This window comes from Lysobacter sp. P5_C4 (genome assembly GCF_054049695.1).
Genome location: NZ_JBFULX010000001.1, coordinates 552969 through 572423 on the forward strand (window position 1 = coordinate 552969; position 19455 = coordinate 572423).

Below are 19455 nucleotides of genomic sequence, written 5' to 3' on the forward strand. Positions count from 1 at the left end.
TAAAAGCCGTTGCATTGACGCTGTGTCGACCGCCGAGGGTCCAGCATCGCCGCTTGCAGTTCAACCGGAGGACCCCGATGGCACGCGATATCCTGAAGACGTTGAAAGAAGAACACGACGCCCTGCGCGCGTTGTTCGAACAGATCAAGGACACAACCGACCGCGCCGTGAAGGGGCGGGTGGATCTGCTGGAGCAGATCGAAGACAGCCTCATCCCGCACGCGAAGTGGGAAGAGCAGGTGTTCTACCCGGCGTTCAAGGAACGTGCGGACCGCGAGGGCCTGCAGACGCATGCCGAAGCTCTCGCCGAGCACCACGCCGTCGAGAACTCGGTGATCCCCGAAGTGCACCAGGCCGAGCCGGGCACGCCCGAGTTCGCTGGCCGCGTGAAGGTGTTCGGCGAGTTCATCGACCATCACGCCAAGGAAGAAGAGAAGACGATGTTCAAGATGGCGCGCGAGATGTTCAGCGCCGAGGAACGCGCACACATGGACGAGGAGTACGAAAGCTGGAAGGGCTCGGACGACGCCATGAAGATGGTGGTCAACGAGAAGGCGAAGGCCGCCAGCGGCATGTCGCGCGAAACCACGCGCCAGTAAGGCATGGGGCAGGACAACCGTCGGCACCCGCCTTCGTTCTTCCGCCGCAACGGGCTGTCGCTTGTCGCGGCATTCCTGATGTTGGGCGCACTGGCCGGTCAATTCGTGACCGGCCAGTCGGTTTACAACGAAGAACGGCGCGAACTCGGATTGCAGCCGCTCGATTTCCCGCATTACTTCGTCAGCGGCCACGCGATGTCCGCCACGTTCGAGAATTGGGAAAGCGAGTTCCTTCAGATGGGGATGTACGTCCTCCTCACCGTCGTCCTGCGGCAGAAGGGATCGGCGGAATCGCGGCCGATGACCGAGGCCGAAGAAGATCCCCGCATCGATCCCGGTCCGCCGCCCTGGCCCGTGCGCGCGGGTGGAATCTGGAAGGCGCTGTACAGCCACTCGCTTGCGATGGCCTTCATGGCGTTGTTCGTCCTGTCCTTCGGCCTGCATGCCGAAGGCAGTTGGCACCGCGACCTCGTCGAGCGCGCGGCCAAGGGAGAGTCGCCCATCGACTTGAAAGGCTATCTGGTCTCCGCGGATTTCTGGTTCGAGTCCTTCCAGAACTGGCAGAGCGAATTCCTCGCCGTTCTCTCGATCGTGCTTCTCAGCATCTGGTTGCGGCAGAAGAATTCGACGCAATCCAAACCGCTGGAAGCACCGCACTCGCAAACAGGAACCTGACACATGGCAACACACAAGACACTCGACAACCAGGTCGTCACTGCCTCGCAACACTGATGCGAGACGCCGCGGCGTAGGTCAACCGACCCACGCCTCCCGGACGAACTCGCGGATCTCGGGCCAACGCAACCCATCGGAGATCTGCGTCCACGCTTCCTCGGCATAGGGCTCCACGTCGTCCCACGCGTACTGGCTGGCGACGACATGCAGCGCCCTGACGAAGGTGGCGACCTGCTCGCTTTGGCGAAGCAGGTCGTGACTCAGCAGTTGTTCGGTGCCCATCTTCGCGGACCTTCGAACGGCGCAGGGATCAACCCTGCCCCTGCAGTGCTTTCGCGGCATCCAGATGCGCGGAGACCGCGGCGCGCGTCTTCGTCAGGTGCGCCTTGACCTTGGCGTCCGAGGCCTTCGGCAGCAACTCGGTGTCGAGTTTGCCCAGTACCTTGGTGTGGCCGGCGACCATGCCGTCGATGTAGGCCTTTTCGAATGCCTTGCCTTCGAGCGGTTTGAGCTTGGCCATCATCGCTTCGTCGTCTTTCTTCTGCGCTTCGGCTGCGGGGTCGTGGCTCATGCCCGACGAGGCCTTCAGCTTCTTCGTCTCGGCCAGGTTGGCTTCGTGGTCCTTGACCATCATGTGCGCGTAGTCTTCGGCGCCCTTGCTCATCTTCTTGGTGAGCGCGAGCTTCGCCGCGGCGATCTCGTCCTTGTCGACCGTGGCGACGACGGCGAGCGCGGTGGCATCTCCCGAATCCTTCGTCGACGCCTGCATCGCATCCTTCGTGGCGGCGGCCTTTTCCTGCGCCATGGCGGCGGGCACCACCACCGCACACGCGGTGGCGAGGATCGTGGAAATCAGCGCGGTGCGCGTCCTGCTGTTCATTTGTGGCGACTCCGTTGTCTGGTGAGCGGAACGTGCACGCACCCAAGTCAACGGTGCGTCATCGAAAAGACTCGGCACGGAAAGAATTTCTGGCACGCGACACGCTTTTCCATGCGCGACGCGTTCACGAGCAGCGTTCCAGACTCGGGCAGGGCCACGAGGAGCACCGCGAAAGGATGAAAGCGTTCGAAGCCACCGACGTCTTCAAACACCGCACGCTGGCTGAACTGAACGGGTCGACGCAGCACGACCGACTCGTCTTCAACCTCACGCGCGCGAAGGAACAGGACGACGACTACGAAACGACGGCGTGGTGCCTGTCGAACGTCGACGAGGCCCCCCGGCCGATGACCTCCGCCGAGTTCAGTGTCGGCACGCCGAAGTGGAACAGCGATGGCACCTTGCTCGCCTTCATCTCCAAGCGCGGCGACGGCGGATCGCAGGTGCATCTGATGCCCGGCGACGGCGGCGAAGCGCGCCGGCTTTCGAATCTGCATCAAGCCGTCTCGACGCTGCATGGTTGGCTGCCCGACGACAGTGCGCTCCTCGTCAGTGCGGCCTGCAACTGGAACGAGGACCACGACCCCGATGCGCCGAACGGCAAGCGCTCCCCCGCCGTTGTCTGCTACCTGCCGTACAAGCGCGACGGCAGCGGCATCCTCGTCGGCGAGCGCACACACCTGTTCAGCATCGATGCGAAAACGGGCGAAGCCACGCGGCTCACCAAGGGCGACTTCGACATCGCCTCCGCAAGATGGTCCGGCGATGGCCGGCATCTGGCCTACGTGCGCGATCGCCCCGAGCGCGAACGGTGCCATGCCGATCTCTGGATCGCCGACGCCGATGGCGGCAATGCGCGACGTCGCGTGTCGACGATCTCCTCGATTTCCTCCGTGACGTGGTCGCCGGACAATCGGCGCATCCTGTTCTCCGGCTCGGTCGAACCGGGCGATTCGCGATCGCGGCTGTGGTGCGTCGACGTGCACGGCGACGACGCACCGGTGCAACTGGGCGGTGAGGATTTCGAACTGGAGCCGGGAACGCAGATCGGTTGGCACCCGGACGGCGACCGCATCGCCATGGTCTGCATCGACCAGGGATTGATGCGCCTCGCGGTGGTGACGATGCGCGACGGTGCGGTCCGGGTCATCGATCGCGCGCTGCGCGCGGTGAACCTGTGCGCCGCCTGGGGAGATCGCCTGGCGTTCGTCTCGACCAGCATGCGTCGCCTGGAAGAAGTGCACAGCATGCGGTGGGACGGCACCGACGAACGCCGGCACACCCGATTCAACCGCTGGTTCCGCAAGCGGCCGCGACCGAAGGTGGTGCGTCGGCGCTTCGATGTGCCCGATGGCGATGGGGGCATCGAGTCGATCCGCGCCTGGGTACTGACGCCATCCCGGGGCAAAGGCCCCTTTCCCCTGCTGGTCGACATGCATGGCGGGCCGCACAGCAACGTGCTCGTCGATTTCGCGGCGCACACCTACTGGTACCTGTTCCTGCAGAAGGGTTGGGCGATCGTCGCACCCGATGCCGTGGGCTCCTCCGGATATGGCACCGCATTCGCACGCCGGCTGCGCGGTCGCTGGGGCGCGCTCGACCTGCCGCAATACGAGGCCGTCGTTCGTCGGTTGCAAGCGCAAGGCGTGTGCGACGACCGCGTCGCCTGCGCCGGGAAATCCTACGGCGGCTTTCTTTCGGCGTGGGCCATCGGCCACAGCGATCTGTTTCGCGCGGCGGTCGTCTGTGCCCCGGTCGCGAACCTCGAGTCGCACTTCGGTACCTCGGACACCGGGCACTACGTCACCCCGTGGCTGATGGACGGCGAAGCGACCGATCACCGCGCGCGCTGGCACGACGTGTCCGTCCTCGACGCGCTCCCGAACGCGCGCACGCCGACGCTACTGCTGCAGGGCGAAAACGACGGGCGGTGCCCGCGCGGCCAATCCGAGGAAGTGTTCGCGCATCTCATCCGTTACACGCGCACGCCGGTCGAACTCGTGCTGTATCCGCAGAGCACGCACGCCGAAGCCGAACGGGGCCGGCCCAGCAATCGCGTCGACTATCACAACCGCATCGTGGCCTGGGGCGAACGATGGGTTGTCTGCGGCGGCGAGAACAGTTGATCGGCGTCGGCAGCGCTCGCCGGATCGCCCGCGGCGCGGCCGGCGAGCGCTTCGAACTCGCGCACGTCGCCTTCTCCATCATCCATTGATAGAAGCGCAGCCCCGGCGTGCAGCGCGGGCGCTCGTCCATCGGTGAGAGCGACAGCGCGCGTTTCTTGCTGTCGCTTGTACATCACCGACACAACGTGTTCGCCATGTTGCGCCGCATGTCCGCCGCACGCGCATCCGGGAGCAACGCAATGACTCTGAGCCTCAAAGACATCAAGGGATGCTCGCTGGACAAGCAACGCTTCACCTGGCGCGCCCTGGTGCAACAACCCATCAGCAAGCTGGACGACGATGCGTTTACGCGCGTGCGGATCATCCTGCTGGACGGTTTGGAATTGGAGGCCCAGCGCTTCCAGCACGCATGCGCACGCATGAACGGGGACCTGCAGAAGGACACTTTCCCGGGCGACATGACGTTCGCCGAGGTCCGTCTGCAGCGCGACGAAGAGGCCGGGCATTACGCCTTGCTGGTCGAGGCGATCGAACAGATGGGCGGCGATCCGACCACGCAGACGCCCTGCGCGGACATGACCGCAGTGCAAAGCATGGGCCTGATGCAGGCCAAGCTCGTCCAGCGCTTCTCGGAAGCCCTGACGACCGAACAGCGGCATGCTGAAAACGTGCGAAGTTGGTTGTCGGAGGCGTTGTCGGCCTCCGCGTTGTCGAACTGACGACGTCGGATGGCGACACCATCGAATGCAGGTTCGGGCGCCCGCGAGATGCCGGCGCTCGGCCGTACACGCTGGGTCATCGCGGAGGGCTACCTGCCCGCATGGAGCAACGGGCCCGAACCGCAGCTGGCGAGCCATGAAACCTGTTGCCTGCTCAACACCGGCGCGTCGGCCGTGCGCGTGGAGATCACGTTGTACTTCGAAGATCGCGCGCCGGTCGGGCCCTACGTGCTGACGCTCGATGGCCAGCGCACCAAGCATCTGCGCTTCAACGACCTCACCGATCCCGAACCCGTACCGACGGACACGCCCTACGCGAGCGTGATCGAAGCCGACGGCCCGATCATCGTGCAACATTCCCGATTGGATTCGCGCCAGGCCGAGAATGCCCTGATGACGACCATCGCCTGGCCCGCCGACTAGCTCTCAGGCGGCAAGCAACTGCTGCAGCGCATCGCCGAACTGCAGCGTCGTCGCCCAGGGGGTCGCGCGTTGCACGACGCGCAATTCACCCCGCTGCTGCTCGATCTCGAAGTCCGTCGTTTCATCGGGTTTGCGGAAGAAGCGCAGGTCCACCACGGCATCGCCCACGCGCAAGCCCTTCAGCCGCAACGTCGGCAACCAATGCGGCAATCGCGGATCGACCAGCAACAAGCCCTGCGGCGCATACGGCTGCAGGCCCAGCAGCGCCTGCACGAGCGTGAAGGGCGTCGTCGCCGACCAGGCTTGCGGCGCGTTCGACGGTGGATACAGCGACGGGAACGGATGCGCGGGGTCGCGCGGATGGCCACTGAAGCATTCCGGCAGCCGCGCCGAATCGAACAGCGTGGCGACTTCGAACATCGCACGCGCCACCTGGTCGACGCGCTCGCGCGCGTTCGCGCGATAGGCGCCGATGGCGAACGGCCCGTGCTCGACCGGCCAGACCGTGCCGCGATGATAGGCGTAGGGGTTGTAGGCCGGGTGGTCCGACGAGAGCGTCCGGATGCCCCACCCGCTGAACATGTCCGCCTGGAAAAGGCGATCCAGCGTGCGCGGCGCCAGGGCTTCGTCGGCGATGCCGCTGGACAGGCAATGCAGCGCATTGGACCCGACCGAACGCACGGGCTTTCCCTTCGGGTCCAGCGCCATCGCGAAGGTGCCGAGGTCCTCCAGCCAGAACGCTTCGTTGAACCGCTTGCGGAACTCCATCGCTTCGCGGAACAGACGCCTGGCCTCGGCCTTGCGGTTGAACGCATGCAGCACTTCGGCCATCGCGACCTTGGCGGCGAATGCGGACGCCTGTTCTTCGCACACCGCGGAGGGTTGGCCCACCTTCCGCCCGTCTTCATCGACGAGCGCATCGCTGGAATCCTTCCAACTCTGGTTCTCGAGCCCCTCCTTCGCGCGCGTCTTGTAGGCGTGGAAACCCTTCCACCCTTCGTTGCCGACGCGGTCGAGCCATTCGAGCGCGCGCATCGCGGGATCGATCAACGGCCCGACGGCTTCGCGATCGGCCGTCCAACTCCACAGTTGCGCCACGCAATAAGGGAACAGGGCCGAACTGCTGATCGAACCGTAATAGCGCCCCTTGGATTTGAACTGCAGGTGCGCGAGCGGGCCTTCATGCGCTTCGTGCAGGATGCGGCCGGGTTGTTCGTCGCGCCATGGGTCGTTGCGCGTTCCCTGCAGGTCGGCGAGGACCGGCAGCGTGCCGCGCAACAACTCCGGCCCGCAGAGCGCGGCCTGCCAGGCCGCCACCAAGGTGTCGCGGCCGAACAGGCCGATGTACATCGGCACGCCGGCGACCACCGTCCATGCGCGCGGCCCGCGATCCAGTCGATGCAGGCGCAGCGCGCTGATGTCGTGGCGCGCCTGCTCGAGCATCGCCATCACTTCGGGGGCGAGGGTCTCGCTTTCCGCGGACTCGAACGACGTCGCCTCCTCCAGGAACGGTGCGTGCGTGCGGTCTGTCTCGGCCATGCCGCTGCGCAACATGCAGTCGGGCGCGGGCAGCACCTTGTCTTCGATGCGGGCGCCATACTCGATGCACGCATGCCAATGGCCGCGCGGCGGCAATGCGATATCGAAAACGAGCTTCTTTCCCTGGCGTCGCGGTGGCGACGTGGCATGCAGGATGCGGATGCGAACCGATCGGTCCAGCGTCGCGGTGCCCCGCTCGCTGCCATGCGCATAGCGACGACGCACCTTGTAGGCGATCTCCAGGACGTGCGCGCCAGCGGCGTCCTTCGTCCACGTGCGCGTGATCGCGCCGTGGTGCTTGCGATCGCCCTTGGTTTCCTCGGGGTCCGCGAAGTCCGCGTCGAGTTCCAGGACGAGCGTCGTTTCGACCGGCTCGCGCGTGTAGTTGTGCACATCGAGATCCTCGTGCATCCCCTCGCCCACCACGCGCGTGAGTGCGAGTTCCAAGGTCTCCTGCGACGCGGTCTGCGGCAGCGAGGCTTCTTCTCCCTCGCCACCCGGCGGCGGAACGATCAGGTAGCCGTCCCATCGGTCCTGCCGCGAGTTGGACCCGGTCGCGAGCAAGGGGCGACGCCCGGCCAGCGTGATGCGATGGCGGCTGACCAGTCGCGTCTGGTGGACGAACAACCCCTGTTCTTCGTCGCCGTCGATCGAACCGTCGAGCCGGGTCGAAAGCACCGTATCGCCGCGCGAGGTCAGGGCGGACTCCGCGCGCACGCGCAGCCGCACCTCCGGATAAATTTCACGCATCGGCACTCTCCAACGCCGGAATGACGACCCGCCCGAAGTCTTCGATGAAGCGTGTCTGCGCAGTGTTGACGTTGTGCAGCATCAAGGTGTCGAAGCCCATCGCGCTGTCGGCCTTCAGCCATGCGATGTGACGCGCGAGGTCGGCCGAAACACGCACGGCCTTGCGGATGTCGTCCTTCGTCACGGTGGACGCCGCGTCCTCGAACTGTTTCGGCGTGCGCAACTCCTGGGACACCTCGCCCGCAAGCACGTTCGTCCGCCACTGCGCGTGCGCCCCGTCGAGCGCCTTGTCGTCGGTCTCGTCGTAGGCAAGTTTGACTTGGAGCCACGCGGGTTTGTCCTTTCCGCCGCCTTCCCGGAATGCTTCGAGGATCTTGCCGTGGCGATCGTCGGGCATCGTGAGCGTGACAAGCCCGTCGGCCCACGCCCCGCCCCACCGCGCGGTGGCTTCGCTCATCGCGGCGACGAACACCTTCGGCATCGCCGGCGGCAAGGTGTACAGGCGAGCTTGCGCGATGCGGAAACCGGCGCGCGGATCGTCGACGGTGACCGTTTCGCCTCGCCACAACGCACGCATCGCTTCGACGGCGGCGCGCAAGCGGCGGTTGCGTTCGTCCTTCGCCGGCCATCGACGGCCGGTGATCGCTTCGTTCAGTGCTTCGCCACTGCCGGCGAGCAGCGTGAAGCGGTTGCCGTGCATCGCGCCGAGCGTCGCAACCGCCTGCGCAACGATCGCCGGGTGATAGCGCCCGACCGGTGCTGTCACGGCGGCGAATGGCAAATCGGTGGTCGCCATCGCACTGCCGAGCCAGGTCCATGCATGGCCCGACTGCCCTTGCGCGTCGCTCCAGGGATGGAAATGGTCGGAGCACATCGCCGCGGTGAACCCGGCGGTTTGCGCGTGTCTGACGTGGTCCAGCAGTTGCGCCGGACCGAACTGCTCATGGGATGCGTGGTAGCCGATGACGCGCGTGCGCTTGATCATGACCACGTTCTTAGCAGCTCGCCTGTCGTGGTCGTGTCGCTTGACGCCGCGTCCACTTCCACCGGCCCACGATCCTGCGCGGCACCGGTTGGACCCCCATGGAAGACATCAGGCGAGGCCTCCATCGAATGAAGTCCGTGTTGATGATTGCGCTCGCGGCGGCGTGCGCCTGTGCGCAGGCAGCGCAACCGCAGCCGCCGAAACAACCCGATGGTCAGTGGACGATGGCGCCGGGCGATTACGCGAGCACGCGCTTCAGCCCGCTTGCGCAGATCACGGCCGCGAACGTCGGCAAATTGCAGGTCGCCTTCACCTTTTCCACCGGCATCAATCGCGGACAGGAAGCGGCGCCGATCGTCGTCGGCAGCACGATGTACATCGTCACGCCCTTCCCCAATCGGCTGATCGCGCTCGACCTGGCCAAGCCGGGCGCGCCGCAGAAATGGATGTACGACCCCAAGCCCGACCCGGCTTCGCAAGGCGTCGCGTGTTGCGACGTCGTGAACCGCGGGGCGGTGTTCTGGCAGGGCAAGGTGATCATCAACACGCTCGACGGCGACACCATCGCGGTCGATGCGGACAGCGGCAAGCCCGTATGGCGCACGAAACTCGGCGACATCAACAAGGGCGAAACCGTGACGATGGCGCCCATGGTGGTGAAGGGCAAGGTGCTCGTCGGCAACGCGGGCGGCGAGATGGGCGTGCGCGGTTGGCTCGTCGCGCTCGACGTCGACACCGGCAAGATCGCGTGGAAGGCCTGGAGCACCGGCCCCGACAAGGACGTGCTGATCGGTCCGTCGTTCAAGCCCTACTACGCAAGCGATCGCGGTCGCGACCTCGGCGTGCACACCTGGCCCGGTGAAGCCTGGAAGATCGGCGGCGGCAATCCGTGGGGCTGGATTTCCTACGACCCCGCGCTCGATCTCATCTATTACGGCACGGGCAATCCCGGCCCGTGGAATGCCGAGCAACGCCCCGGCGACAACAAGTGGAGCGCGGGCATCTTCGCGCGCGATCCGGACGACGGCAGCGCGCGCTGGTTCTACCAGTTCAGTCCGCACGATCTGTGGGACTACGACGCGGTCAATGAAAACCTGCTGCTCGACCTGCCCATCGGCGGCGTGAAGCGCACGGTGCTCGTGCGCGCCGAACGTAACGGGTTCGTGTACGTGATGGATCGCGCGACGGGCCAGGTCTTGTCTGCGACGCCGTTCTTCCCGGTCAATTCGATCAAGCACATCGATCTGAAGACGGGCCGGCCTGCCTACAACATGGAGAAACAGCCGAAGACGGGCCGCGTGGTGCGCCAGGTCTGCCCCGCTTCGCCGGGTGCGAAAGACTGGAATCCGTCGGCATGGTCGCCGCGCACCGGGCTGCTCTACATCCCGCACATCAACCTGTGCATGGATTTCATGCCCAACGAAGTCAACTACATCGCCGGTACGCCCTACGTCGGTGCCGACGTGAAAATGTATGCGGGGCCCGGCGGCAATCGGGGCGTCGTCACCGCGTGGAATCCGGTGACCGGCAAGGCGGCGTGGGAAGTGAAGGAAGACCTTCCGGTGTGGAGCGGCGCACTCGCGACGGGTGGCGACGTGATGTTCTACGGCACGATGGATGGCTGGTTCAAGGCGCTGGATGCACGCAGCGGCAAGCTGCTGTGGCGGTTCAAGACCGACAGCGGAATCATCGGGCAACCGATCAGTTATCGCGGGCCGGACGGTCGCCAATACATCGCGATCCTGTCGGGCATCGGCGGATGGGCGGGCGCGATCGTCGTCGGCAACCTCGATGCGCGCGACCAGACGGCGGGCGGCGGCTTCGCCAACGCAGTGAAGGATCTCAAGTCACGCACTTCGCCCGGAGGCACGCTCTATGTATTCGCGCTTCCGAAGTGAGCTGTGCGCGGTGGTCGCGATTCTCGCCGCACTGTGCGGCGGGTGCGAGCGCGAGAAGCGCGAATACGCGACAGCGCCGGAGCAGCCCGTCGCGCATCCGTCCCTCACCACGTTGCAACCCGGGGACCGCCTGCCCGAGGCCGTCAGCGACATCGGCAAACATTACGAACGCAACGCGTTCGACATTTCGCAAGGTGGCCGCTGGTACAAGGCCTTCAACTGCTCCGGCTGCCATGCCGCGGGCGGTGGCGGCGGCATGGGCCCGGCGTTGATGGACGATCAGTGGCGCTACGGCGGCAACATCGACCAGATCCACGCGACCATCGTCGAAGGGCGGCCGAACGGCATGCCCGCGTGGCGCGGCAAGCTCACCGATGCGCAGATCTGGCAATTGTCCGCGTACATCCGCGCGATGTCGGGCAACGTGGGCAAGGACGCAGCACCGAGCCGTCGCGAAGGCATGTCCGCCGCGCCACCAATGACGCAACTGCCGAAGCAACCTCCGGTCGGCGGTGATCCCTCCGCCGCAAATCCGCCGCAGCCATGACGGGGCCCGACGCACATTCGATGCTCGCCTCGGCGGCCGACCAGGGCTCGGCGATCGCCGATGTCTGGACGTTGATGCTGTGGATCTGCGGCACCGTGTACGTGCTGATCCTGCTATGGCTTGGCTACGTGTTGATCACGCGCGTGCGCGCGACCTCGACCGGCCAGGCACGCGACCCGCTGTTGCACAAGGCGCTGATCGCCTTCGCGATCCTCGTCGTCGGCCTGCTCACCTGGCTGGTGGCCGCGAGCTACCTCACCGACCGCCGCCTGCACGCCGGCAACGACGCACTCACCGTGCGCATCACCGCGAAGCAATGGTGGTGGCAGATCGATTACCTCGATCCCGACCCGTCGAAACAGTTCACGACCGCGAACGAGCTGCACTTGCCGCGCGACCGCACCGCGCGCATCGAATTGCGCGCAGGCGACGTGATCCACAGCTTCTGGGTGCCGTCGCTGAGCGGGAAAGAAGACCTGATTCCCGGCCATGCGAACGCGATCCTGTTGACGCCGCGCGTCGCGGGTCGCTTCCGCGGGCAGTGCGCGGAGTTCTGCGGCTTGCAGCACGCGCACATGGCGCTCGACGTGCAGGTGGAATCGGCGGCGGACTTCGCAGCGTGGCAGGCGCGCCAGCGTGCGCCTTCGGTCGCGCCCGCCACCGCGGTTGCGCAAATGGGCGCACGTACATTCGCAAGCACCGCATGCGCGAGTTGCCATGCGGTGCGCGGCACCAACGCGAACAGCCTCCTCGGCCCCGACCTGACGCACGTCGCCAGCCGCCGCACGCTCGCCGCCGGCACCCTGCCGATGCGGCGCGGCGACATGGCCGCATGGATCACCGATCCCCAACACTTCAAACCCGGTTCGAACATGCCCGCCGTTCCGCTCACGCCTGCGGAAACCACCGCCGTCGTCGATTACCTGATGGGGTTGCACTGATGCTCGCGTTCGACGGCCCCGACAATCGCGATGTCGCGTTGCTCAACACCTGGAGCGATCGCCCCGGCTTGATCGGTTTCCTCAAGACCGTGGATCACAAACGCATCGGCCGGCGCTACATCGCGACCGCCCTCGTGTTCTTCGCACTCGCCGGCCTGATGGCATTGGCGATGCGCACGCAGCTGGCCATTCCCGAAAACAAACTGCTCGGGCCGGACACCTACGACCAGGTGTTCTCGATGCACGGCACGGTGATGATGTTCCTGTTCGCCGTGCCGATCATGGAGGCCGTCGCGGTCTTCGTGCTGCCGATCATGCTCGGCACGCGCAACATCGCCTTCCCGCGACTCAACGCGTTCAGCTACTGGGTGTACCTGTTCGGCGGCATCATGATCTTCATCGCCTTCGCGATGGACATCGGCCCGGAAGCGGGATGGACCGGGTACGTACCGCTGTCTTCTTCCGACTTCTCGCCCGGCAAGCGCACCGACTTCTGGGCGCAGATGATCACCTTCACCGAGGTCTCCGCGCTGTGCATCGCGGTGGAGATCGTCGCGACCACCATGACGATGCGCGCGCCAGGCATGACGCTGGCGCGCATGCCGTTGTTCGCCTGGGCGATGCTGGTCACCGCACTGATGGTGATCTTCGCGATGCCGTCGGTGATGCTGGGCAGCACCTTCCTGATCACCGACCGCCTGATCGGCACGCAGTTCTACAACCCGGCCGAAGGCGGCGACCCGTTGTTGTGGCAACACCTGTTCTGGTTCTTCGGGCACCCGGAGGTGTACATCATCTTCATGCCGGCGCTCGGGATGCTGTCGATGCTGGTGGAAACCTTCTCGCGCCGCCCGATCTTCGGTTACACGCCGATGGTGCTGGCACTCGTCGCGACGGGCTTCCTGTCCTTCGGGTTGTGGGTGCACCACATGTTCGCCACCGGCCTGCCGCCGCTCGGCAACAGTTTCTACACCGCGGCGAGCATGTTGATCGCGGTGCCCAGCGGCGTGCAGGTGTTCTGCTGGATCGCCACGATGGCGACGGGCAAGGTGTCGTTGCGCGTGCCGATGCTGTTCGTGCTCGGCTTCTTCGTCCTGTTCGTGCTCGGCGGCATGACCGGGGTGATGCTTGCTTCCGTACCGCTGGACCTGCAGGTGCACGACACCTACTTCGTCGTCGCGCATTTCCACTATGTGCTCATCGGCGGCGCGGTGTTCCCGCTGATGGGCGCGCTGTATTTCTGGTTCCCGAAGTTCACCGGCCGCATGCTGTCCGAAACCTTGGGCAAGTGGCAGTTCTGGTTGTTCTTCATCGGCTTCAACGTGACCTTCTTCCCGATGCACTGGCTCGGCATCATCGGCATGCCGCGGCGTGTCTACACCTACCAGGCCGGCCTGGGCTGGGATCTGTGGAACCTGATCGCGACCGCGGGTTCGTACCTGATCGCGCTGAGCGTCCTGTTGTTCGTCGTCAACGTGGTCCGCAGCGTGTTGCGCGGCGAAAAGGCGCCCGCCGATCCCTGGGGCGCGCCGGACCTCACATGGGCCACCGAGTCCCCGCCGCCGCCGTACAACTTCGCCGCGATTCCGGTCGTCGAGAATCGCCATCCGCTTTGGGCGAACGACGTCGGTGCGCCCCGCGGCGACCTGCCTTCGCTGCAAGGCACGCGCAAGGACGAACGCGAAGTCTTGCTCACCACGCCGATCGATGCCTTCCCCGTCAATCGCTGGAAGTTGCCTGGCCCGGACATCTGGCCGTTCTTCTCGGCGATCGCCATCACCATCGCATTCGTGTGGTCGATCTTCGACCAGTGGGGCTTCATCTGGGGCGCGATCCCCGCCGGCATCGCGATGACGATCTGGTTCTGGCCGCGCAAGTCGCAACCGGAAACGCAGGCCTCCGATGAAGAGGGAGAGCCCGCATGATCGACGCTGGCACCACGAAGCGCCGCTGGCTGCCGACGGGGGATGTCTCGGAGTTGCCGGACTACGCGTTCGGCGCGACGTCGATGGGTTATTGGGGCGTCATCGGCTTCATGCTGATCGAGGGCATGGGCTTCATCCTGGCGCTCGGCGTTTACTTCTACCTGTTGCGCAACGAAGCGCACTGGCCGCCGCACAGCGCGCCACCGCCCCTGTTCTGGGCCACGGCGTTCACGGTGGTGGCCGTGCTGAGCGAGATCCCGAACTGGTGGCTCGAGAAGAAGGCGCAGCTCCAGGATGCACGCGCGGTGCGGATCGGCCTCCTGGTCATGATCGCGTTCGGCCTCGCGCTCATCGTGCTGCGCGGGCTCGAAATGCATGCGATGAACGTGCGGTGGGACATCACGGCCTATGGTTCGATCGTGTGGGCGCTGCTTGCGCTGCACACCTTCCACACGATTACCGACGTGTACGACAGTTGCGTGCTCGCCGCCATCCTGGTGCCGAAGAAGATCGACGGGCGCCGCTTCTCCGACGTGATGGATAACGCCCTGTACTGGCGTTTCATCGTATGGAGTTGGGTCATCCTCTACTTCACGATCTACTGGACGCCGCGATGGGTGTGACGCGCCCTGCCCCGCGTCCGCCCGGTGCGTCGCGATACGCCCCGTGGGCGGCGCTGTTCGCCGCGCTGAGCGGTTATGCGCTGCACCACCAGGTGTTGTCGGACATGTTGCGGTTCGACTGCCGGCTCGGCGACGGACGTCTGTTCCTGCTCGCGGCTGTCGGCGTGCTCGTGTGGATGGCGCTTGGATGCGTGCTCTCGTGGCGTGCGGTCCGCGCGCTGGATGCCGCGGAGGCACGCAGCGGCGGGCGCCGATTCATCGCGCACCTGGGGATGTTGGCGGCGCTGCTGATGTCGATCGCGGTCGCGTGGCAGACGTTCGCGGGCTACGTGGTGCCGGCATGCGGCACCTGAAGACGTTGCGGGGCGCGTTGCTGGTCGGCCTGGCTTTCGCGCCATTGGCCGCGTTCGCGCATGGCGACAAGGGAGGACCGCGCCCTGGATGGACGTTCGATGCCTGGGTCGTCGTGCCTTTGCTCATCAGCCTGGCGTGGTTCGCCATCGGGTTCGCGCGATTGCGCGCGCGTTCGGTGCGCACGGGTTCGAAGCAGGCGGTGTGGTTCGGGCTTGGCTGGATCGTGCTCGCAGGGGCGTTGGTGAGTCCCTTGCACGCGGCGGGTGAACGTTCCTTCGCCGCGCACATGATCGAGCACGAGTTGTTGATGTTGATCGCGGCGCCCTTGCTGGTGCTGTCGCGCCCGCTCGGCATCGCACTGTGGGCCTTGCCGCAACGCTGGCGTTTCAGGCTCGGCGAAGCGGGATTGAACCCCGGCTGGCAACGTGTGTGGAGCACGATCACTGCACCTGTCGTCGCGACGCTGTTGCAGGCCGTCGCATTGTGGGGGTGGCATGCGCCGGCCGCATTCGACCTCGCTCTCGCCTCGCCCGGCTGGCACGTCGCGCAACACCTGAGTTTCCTGGTCACCGCCTTGTTGTTCTGGTGGGCAGTGTTGCGTGCGCACCGTGCGAACGTGGGCATGGCGGTCGGCTGCCTGTTCTTCACCGCGGTCGTGTCCGGCGCCCTCGGTGCATTGATGGCCTTGTCGACCAGTCCCTGGTACGTCGGCTACGCGCGTCTCGGGCTCGATGCCTATGGCTTGAGCCCGGTCGAAGACCAGCAACTCGCGGGCCTGCTCATGTGGGTGCCGGGCGGATTGGTGCACGCCGCGGCCGGTGTCGCCCTGCTTGCGCGCGGCTTGAATCCGCGCGTGGCGGCCTTCGTCGCGCTGGTCGCCATCGCACCGGCGGTGCGCGCGGAGACCGTGTATGTCAGTGACGAAGAAGCCAATGTCGTCCACGTCATCCAGGCACCCGACTGGCGCGTGCAGGCGAACATCGCCGTCGGCGCGCGGCCGCGCGGCATCGCGATCGACCGCGCGGGCAAACGCCTGTACGTGGCGGTCAGCGACGACGATCGCATCGACGTGATCGACCTGGCGACGCGCAAGGTCGTCGCGCATGTGCCTTCCGGCCCCGATCCGGAACGCTTCGCGTTGAGCCCGGACGGGAGGACGATCTACATCGCCAACGAAAACGATGCGCTCGTGTCCTTCGTCGAAATCGCCACGGGCAAATTGCAGGCCGAAGTGCCCGTGGGCGCCGAACCCGAAGGCATCGCCGCGAGTCCCGACGGCCGTTGGGTCGTCTGCACGTCGGAAACCGCGAGCCTCGTGCATTTCATCGATGCGAAGACGCGCGAAGTCGTCGACAATATCCCCGTCGGCACGCGCCCGCGCGACGCGGTGTTCACGGAGGATGGGCGGTGGCTGTGGGTGTCGTCCGAAGCGCGCGCCACGGTCGCCGTATTCGACATGCGCACGCGCCGCGTCGTGCGGACGATCGACTTCGACCGCGATCCACGCGCGCCCGATACCGTGCAGGCGGTCGGCATCGCGCTGACCGACGATGGCACGCGCGCCTATGTCGCGCTGGGCCGCGGCGATCACGTGGCGGAGATCGACGCGCGCAGCGGCCAGATCCTGCGCTACCACCCGGTCGGTCACCGCAACTGGGGCATCGACCTGTCGCGCGACGCGACCCGCGTCTATGCAGCGAGCGGATTGTCCGGGGATGTCACCGTGATCGATACGAAGACACGACGCACGCTGGCGACGATCCGCACCGGTGGCAAGCCGTGGGGCGTGGCGGTGGGACCATGAAACGCCTGATCGTCCTCGCACTCCTGCTCTGCTGCGCGCCCGCGTTCGGCCGCGAGCTGCGCGTCTGCGCCGACCCCAACAACCTGCCCTTTTCCAACCGCGCGGGCGAGGGTTTCGAAAACAAGATCGTCGAGGTGCTCGCACGCGATCTGCATGCGACGGTGACCTACCTGTGGTGGCCGCAACGCCGTGGCGCGATCCGCAATACGCTGGATACGCAGGATTGCGACATCATCCCCGGCATCGCGAGCGGCATGGAGCGCATCGCCACCACGCGCCCGTATTACCGATCCGGTTACGTCTTCGTCGTTCGCGAGAACGGCGCGCTGCACGACCTGGTGTCATTGGACGATCCGCGATTGGCGACGGCCACGATCGGCGTCCAGCTCATCGGGGACGATGGTGCAAACACGCCGCCCGCCCATGCGCTCTCCCGTCGCGGCCTGGTCGCCAACGTCCGCGGCTACATGCTCTACGGGGACTATGCGGGCACCGCGCCGCAGCGCGCGATCGTGGATGCGGTGGCCGCGGGCGACATCGATGTCGCCGTGGCGTGGGGCCCGACCGCGGGCTACTTCGCGAAACAGGCGCGTGTCCCGTTGCACATCGCGCCGGTCACGCCGTGGCTCGACGGCCCGCAATGGCCGATGCGCTTCGATGTCTCGATGGGCGTGCGCAAGACCGATGCGACCCTGCGCCGCGAACTGGATCGCGCGCTCGAGCGCAACGCGGTCGCGATCGAGGCCATTTTGCACAGCTACGCAGTTCCTGAACCGACAGACTGAACGACGGCCGCTGTTTCGCGAGTTTGATATCGCGCCGTGCATTGTCGAAGCCGGCCCCTCGAGGAAGCCGACAATGAAAGCACTGACCTGGCAAGGCACGCACGACGTGCGCGTGGAAACCGTCCCCGACCCGACCATCCGCGATGCGGAGGACATCCTCCTGCGCGTCACGGCGACCGCGATCTGCGGATCGGACCTGCATCTGTACCGTGGCAAGGTGCCGGGCATGAAAGACGGCGACATCCTGGGCCACGAGTTCATGGGCGTCGTCGAAGAAGTGGGGCCCGGCGTGAAGCGCGTGCAGAAGGGCGACCGCGTCGTCGTGCCCTTCACCATCTCCTGCGGCGACTGCTTCTTCTGCCAGAAGCAGTTGTACGCCGCATGCGAAACCACCAATCCCGACCGTGGCGCGATCCTCAACAAGAAGGACATCCGTTCCGGCGCGGGCATGTTCGGCTACACGCACCTGTACGGCGGCTATGCCGGTGGCCAGGCCGAGTACGTTCGCGTGCCGAAGGCCAACGTCGGCCCGCTCAAGATTCCGGAAGGCATCTCCGACGAGGAAGTGCTGTTCCTTTCCGACATCCTGCCCACGGGCTACCAGGCCGTGCTGAATGCAGCAGTGGGCGAAGGCTCGACCCTGGCGATCTTCGGCGCGGGCCCCGTCGGGATGATGTCGGCCGCATGCGCTCGCCTGCTCGGTGTCGAACGCATCTTCATGGTCGACCAACATCCCTATCGGCTGGAGTTCGCGAAACAGACGTGGGGCGTGGAGCCGATCAATTTCGAAGTCGACGACGACCCCGCGCAGGTCATCGTGCAGCGGACCAACAACCGCGGCGTGGATGCGTCCATCGAAGCCGTCGGTTTCGAAGCCAAGGGCAGCGTGATCGAGACCACGATGACCAACCTCAAGCTGGAAGGCAGCAGCGGCAAGGCCTTGCGGCAGTGCATCGCGGCCACGCGGCGCGGCGGCACGGTCAGCGTGCCGGGCGTCTACGCGGGCTTCATCCATGCCTTCCTGTTCGGCGATGCATTCGACAAGGGCCTGGCATTCCGCATGGGCCAGACGCACGTGCAGCAATACATGCCGGCGCTGCTCGAATTCATCATGGAAGGAAAGCTCGCGCCGAACGTGATCATCTCCCATCGCATGGCGCTTGCAGACGCGGCGCAGGCCTACAAGATTTTCGACAAGGCCGAGGACGATTGCCGCAAGGTGGTGTTGCGTCCGCATTGATTCAGGTATCTACGGCTGGCTTGTTCTTGCGTTGACAACGCGCATTGCACGATCGGCTCCAACGCCCGCGATGACGAACGACAAACCAGTGCGCGGTCGTTGCAACGCAAACAACTCACGGAGGATTCGAAAATGGCACGTCAGGACCAGCAGTCGGGCAACAACCAGCAGGGCAAGGGCGGACAGAACCAGGGCGGAAACCAGGGCGATCGCAGCAGCGAGCGCGGTTTCGCTTCGATGGACGAGGACAAGCAGCGCGCGATCGCGGCAGAAGGCGGGCGTGCGGCGCACGAGAGCGGCAACGCGCACGAATTCACGTCGGAAGAAGCGCGCGAAGCCGGTCGCAAGGGTGGCCAGGCCAGTGGGGGCGGCAATCGCGGTGGTTCGGACAGCGATCGCGACATGCAGGCCAGTGGATCCCGCTCGCAGGGCGGTGGCAATCGTGGTGGCAACAACCAGGACCAGGAGCGCGACGAGCAAGGCCAGTTCACCAGCGAAGATCGCGGTGGTGGCGGTCGCAACAACAGCTGATCGATTGATGTCGTGGGTCGGGACGCCGCTCCGGACGTGGGCGGAGCGGCGTCCCGGTTGTGGGTTGCAATGGGGTCCTCAGCTTGGTTCCCACGCGTGGACGATGCGCGC

The 19455-nt window shown here is 65.8% G+C and carries 19 protein-coding genes; 15 read left to right on the forward strand and 4 right to left on the reverse strand.

Going from position 1 to position 19455, the window contains the following annotated elements:
* Window positions 1-77 precede the first annotated feature (77 nt).
* Together ACXJJ8_RS02570 and ACXJJ8_RS02575 are read left to right on the forward strand one after the other, a co-directional pair.
* Window positions 78-599: a hemerythrin domain-containing protein gene (locus ACXJJ8_RS02570; protein ID WP_499026722.1), complete on the forward strand. Its 522-nt coding sequence runs from the start codon at window positions 78-80 to the stop codon at window positions 597-599.
* Between the two features lie 3 nt (window positions 600-602).
* On the forward strand, window positions 603-1274 hold the full coding sequence (locus ACXJJ8_RS02575; RefSeq protein ID WP_499026723.1) for a DUF6766 family protein: 672 nt from the start codon (window positions 603-605) through the stop codon (window positions 1272-1274).
* Between the two features lie 78 nt (window positions 1275-1352).
* On the opposite strand, the gene ACXJJ8_RS02580 is transcribed toward ACXJJ8_RS02575, so the two are convergent.
* Both ACXJJ8_RS02580 and ACXJJ8_RS02585 read right to left on the reverse strand, forming a co-directional pair.
* Window positions 1353-1556 carry a hypothetical protein gene (locus ACXJJ8_RS02580; RefSeq protein WP_499026726.1) on the reverse strand — a complete coding sequence of 68 codons (204 nt, stop codon included), beginning with the start codon at window positions 1554-1556 and terminating at the stop codon, window positions 1353-1355.
* Window positions 1557-1584: 28 nt separating this feature from the next.
* Window positions 1585-2154, reverse strand: coding sequence for a DUF4142 domain-containing protein (locus tag ACXJJ8_RS02585; RefSeq protein WP_499026727.1), 570 nt, complete (start codon window positions 2152-2154; stop codon window positions 1585-1587).
* A gap of 176 nt (window positions 2155-2330) precedes the next feature.
* On the opposite strand from ACXJJ8_RS02585, the gene ACXJJ8_RS02590 reads away from it, so the two are divergent.
* The 3 genes from ACXJJ8_RS02590 (at window position 2331) to ACXJJ8_RS02600 (ending at window position 5422) form a co-directional block, all read left to right on the forward strand.
* Window positions 2331-4280: a S9 family peptidase gene (locus ACXJJ8_RS02590; RefSeq protein ID WP_499026729.1), complete on the forward strand. Its 1950-nt coding sequence runs from the start codon at window positions 2331-2333 to the stop codon at window positions 4278-4280.
* A gap of 239 nt (window positions 4281-4519) precedes the next feature.
* A complete protein-coding gene (locus tag ACXJJ8_RS02595; RefSeq protein ID WP_499026730.1) occupies window positions 4520-4999 on the forward strand; it encodes a hypothetical protein in 480 nt (159 codons plus the stop codon).
* A gap of 9 nt (window positions 5000-5008) precedes the next feature.
* On the forward strand, window positions 5009-5422 hold the full coding sequence (locus tag ACXJJ8_RS02600) for a sensory rhodopsin transducer (protein WP_499026731.1): 414 nt from the start codon (window positions 5009-5011) through the stop codon (window positions 5420-5422).
* 3 nt (window positions 5423-5425) lie between these two features.
* Here the strand turns inward: ACXJJ8_RS02600 and ACXJJ8_RS02605 are convergent, their stop codons facing one another.
* Window positions 5426-7711: an amylo-alpha-1,6-glucosidase gene (locus ACXJJ8_RS02605; RefSeq protein WP_499026733.1), complete on the reverse strand. Its 2286-nt coding sequence runs from the start codon at window positions 7709-7711 to the stop codon at window positions 5426-5428.
* Window positions 7704-8696 carry a TIGR03885 family FMN-dependent LLM class oxidoreductase gene (locus ACXJJ8_RS02610; protein ID WP_499026734.1) on the reverse strand — a complete coding sequence of 331 codons (993 nt, stop codon included), beginning with the start codon at window positions 8694-8696 and terminating at the stop codon, window positions 7704-7706. Before ACXJJ8_RS02610 ends, ACXJJ8_RS02605 begins: the two co-directional genes overlap by 8 nt.
* Before the next feature lie 128 nt (window positions 8697-8824).
* Between ACXJJ8_RS02610 and ACXJJ8_RS02615 the strand changes: the two genes are divergently transcribed.
* From ACXJJ8_RS02615 to ACXJJ8_RS02660, 10 genes are all read left to right on the forward strand, one after another.
* The gene (locus ACXJJ8_RS02615; RefSeq protein WP_499026735.1) at window positions 8825-10594 is read left to right on the forward strand and encodes a methanol/ethanol family PQQ-dependent dehydrogenase; all 1770 of its coding nucleotides are present in this window, start codon (window positions 8825-8827) and stop codon (window positions 10592-10594) included.
* Entirely contained in the window at window positions 10572-11141 is a 570-nt protein-coding gene (locus tag ACXJJ8_RS02620) for a c-type cytochrome (protein ID WP_499026736.1), read from the forward strand. Before ACXJJ8_RS02615 ends, ACXJJ8_RS02620 begins: the two co-directional genes overlap by 23 nt.
* Window positions 11138-12082 (forward strand): cytochrome c oxidase subunit II, encoded by a 945-nt coding sequence (locus ACXJJ8_RS02625; RefSeq protein ID WP_499026737.1) that lies wholly within the window; start codon window positions 11138-11140, stop codon window positions 12080-12082. The genes ACXJJ8_RS02620 and ACXJJ8_RS02625 overlap by 4 nt, the downstream gene beginning before the upstream one ends.
* Entirely contained in the window at window positions 12082-14007 is a 1926-nt protein-coding gene (gene ctaD / locus ACXJJ8_RS02630; RefSeq protein WP_499026739.1) for a cytochrome c oxidase subunit I, read from the forward strand. Before ACXJJ8_RS02625 ends, ctaD begins: the two co-directional genes overlap by 1 nt.
* Window positions 14004-14630, forward strand: coding sequence for a cytochrome c oxidase subunit 3 family protein (locus tag ACXJJ8_RS02635; protein ID WP_499026740.1), 627 nt, complete (start codon window positions 14004-14006; stop codon window positions 14628-14630). Before ctaD ends, ACXJJ8_RS02635 begins: the two co-directional genes overlap by 4 nt.
* Window positions 14621-14983: a hypothetical protein gene (locus ACXJJ8_RS02640; protein WP_499026742.1), complete on the forward strand. Its 363-nt coding sequence runs from the start codon at window positions 14621-14623 to the stop codon at window positions 14981-14983. Before ACXJJ8_RS02635 ends, ACXJJ8_RS02640 begins: the two co-directional genes overlap by 10 nt.
* On the forward strand, window positions 14971-16788 hold the full coding sequence (locus tag ACXJJ8_RS02645; RefSeq protein ID WP_499026743.1) for a PQQ-dependent catabolism-associated beta-propeller protein: 1818 nt from the start codon (window positions 14971-14973) through the stop codon (window positions 16786-16788). The genes ACXJJ8_RS02640 and ACXJJ8_RS02645 overlap by 13 nt, the downstream gene beginning before the upstream one ends.
* Window positions 16785-17573, forward strand: a complete 789-nt coding sequence (locus ACXJJ8_RS02650; RefSeq protein ID WP_499026744.1) for a substrate-binding domain-containing protein — start codon at window positions 16785-16787, stop codon at window positions 17571-17573. Before ACXJJ8_RS02645 ends, ACXJJ8_RS02650 begins: the two co-directional genes overlap by 4 nt.
* A gap of 73 nt (window positions 17574-17646) precedes the next feature.
* Window positions 17647-18813 (forward strand): zinc-dependent alcohol dehydrogenase, encoded by a 1167-nt coding sequence (locus ACXJJ8_RS02655; protein ID WP_499026745.1) that lies wholly within the window; start codon window positions 17647-17649, stop codon window positions 18811-18813.
* Window positions 18814-19050: 237 nt separating this feature from the next.
* The gene (locus tag ACXJJ8_RS02660; RefSeq protein ID WP_499027188.1) at window positions 19051-19344 is read left to right on the forward strand and encodes a KGG domain-containing protein; all 294 of its coding nucleotides are present in this window, start codon (window positions 19051-19053) and stop codon (window positions 19342-19344) included.
* Window positions 19345-19455 lie beyond the last annotated feature (111 nt).

Excerpts from the sequence above, each read along its gene's own strand:
- ACXJJ8_RS02570 (WP_499026722.1), top strand. The coding sequence starts at position 78 with ATGGCACGCGATATCCTGAAGACGTTGAAAGAAGAACACGACGCCCTG.
- ACXJJ8_RS02575 (WP_499026723.1), top strand. The coding sequence starts at position 603 with ATGGGGCAGGACAACCGTCGGCACCCGCCTTCGTTCTTCCGCCGCAAC.
- ACXJJ8_RS02580 (WP_499026726.1), bottom strand. The coding sequence starts at position 1,556 with ATGGGCACCGAACAACTGCTGAGTCACGACCTGCTTCGCCAAAGCGAG.
- ACXJJ8_RS02585 (WP_499026727.1), bottom strand. The coding sequence starts at position 2,154 with ATGAACAGCAGGACGCGCACCGCGCTGATTTCCACGATCCTCGCCACC.
- ACXJJ8_RS02590 (WP_499026729.1), top strand. The coding sequence starts at position 2,331 with ATGAAAGCGTTCGAAGCCACCGACGTCTTCAAACACCGCACGCTGGCT.
- ACXJJ8_RS02595 (WP_499026730.1), top strand. The coding sequence starts at position 4,520 with ATGACTCTGAGCCTCAAAGACATCAAGGGATGCTCGCTGGACAAGCAA.
- ACXJJ8_RS02600 (WP_499026731.1), top strand. The coding sequence starts at position 5,009 with ATGGCGACACCATCGAATGCAGGTTCGGGCGCCCGCGAGATGCCGGCG.
- ACXJJ8_RS02605 (WP_499026733.1), bottom strand. The coding sequence starts at position 7,711 with ATGCGTGAAATTTATCCGGAGGTGCGGCTGCGCGTGCGCGCGGAGTCC.
- ACXJJ8_RS02610 (WP_499026734.1), bottom strand. The coding sequence starts at position 8,696 with ATGATCAAGCGCACGCGCGTCATCGGCTACCACGCATCCCATGAGCAG.
- ACXJJ8_RS02615 (WP_499026735.1), top strand. The coding sequence starts at position 8,825 with ATGAAGTCCGTGTTGATGATTGCGCTCGCGGCGGCGTGCGCCTGTGCG.
- ACXJJ8_RS02620 (WP_499026736.1), top strand. The coding sequence starts at position 10,572 with ATGTATTCGCGCTTCCGAAGTGAGCTGTGCGCGGTGGTCGCGATTCTC.
- ACXJJ8_RS02625 (WP_499026737.1), top strand. The coding sequence starts at position 11,138 with ATGACGGGGCCCGACGCACATTCGATGCTCGCCTCGGCGGCCGACCAG.
- ctaD (WP_499026739.1), top strand. The coding sequence starts at position 12,082 with ATGCTCGCGTTCGACGGCCCCGACAATCGCGATGTCGCGTTGCTCAAC.
- ACXJJ8_RS02635 (WP_499026740.1), top strand. The coding sequence starts at position 14,004 with ATGATCGACGCTGGCACCACGAAGCGCCGCTGGCTGCCGACGGGGGAT.
- ACXJJ8_RS02640 (WP_499026742.1), top strand. The coding sequence starts at position 14,621 with ATGGGTGTGACGCGCCCTGCCCCGCGTCCGCCCGGTGCGTCGCGATAC.
- ACXJJ8_RS02645 (WP_499026743.1), top strand. The coding sequence starts at position 14,971 with ATGCGGCACCTGAAGACGTTGCGGGGCGCGTTGCTGGTCGGCCTGGCT.
- ACXJJ8_RS02650 (WP_499026744.1), top strand. The coding sequence starts at position 16,785 with ATGAAACGCCTGATCGTCCTCGCACTCCTGCTCTGCTGCGCGCCCGCG.
- ACXJJ8_RS02655 (WP_499026745.1), top strand. The coding sequence starts at position 17,647 with ATGAAAGCACTGACCTGGCAAGGCACGCACGACGTGCGCGTGGAAACC.
- ACXJJ8_RS02660 (WP_499027188.1), top strand. The coding sequence starts at position 19,051 with ATGGACGAGGACAAGCAGCGCGCGATCGCGGCAGAAGGCGGGCGTGCG.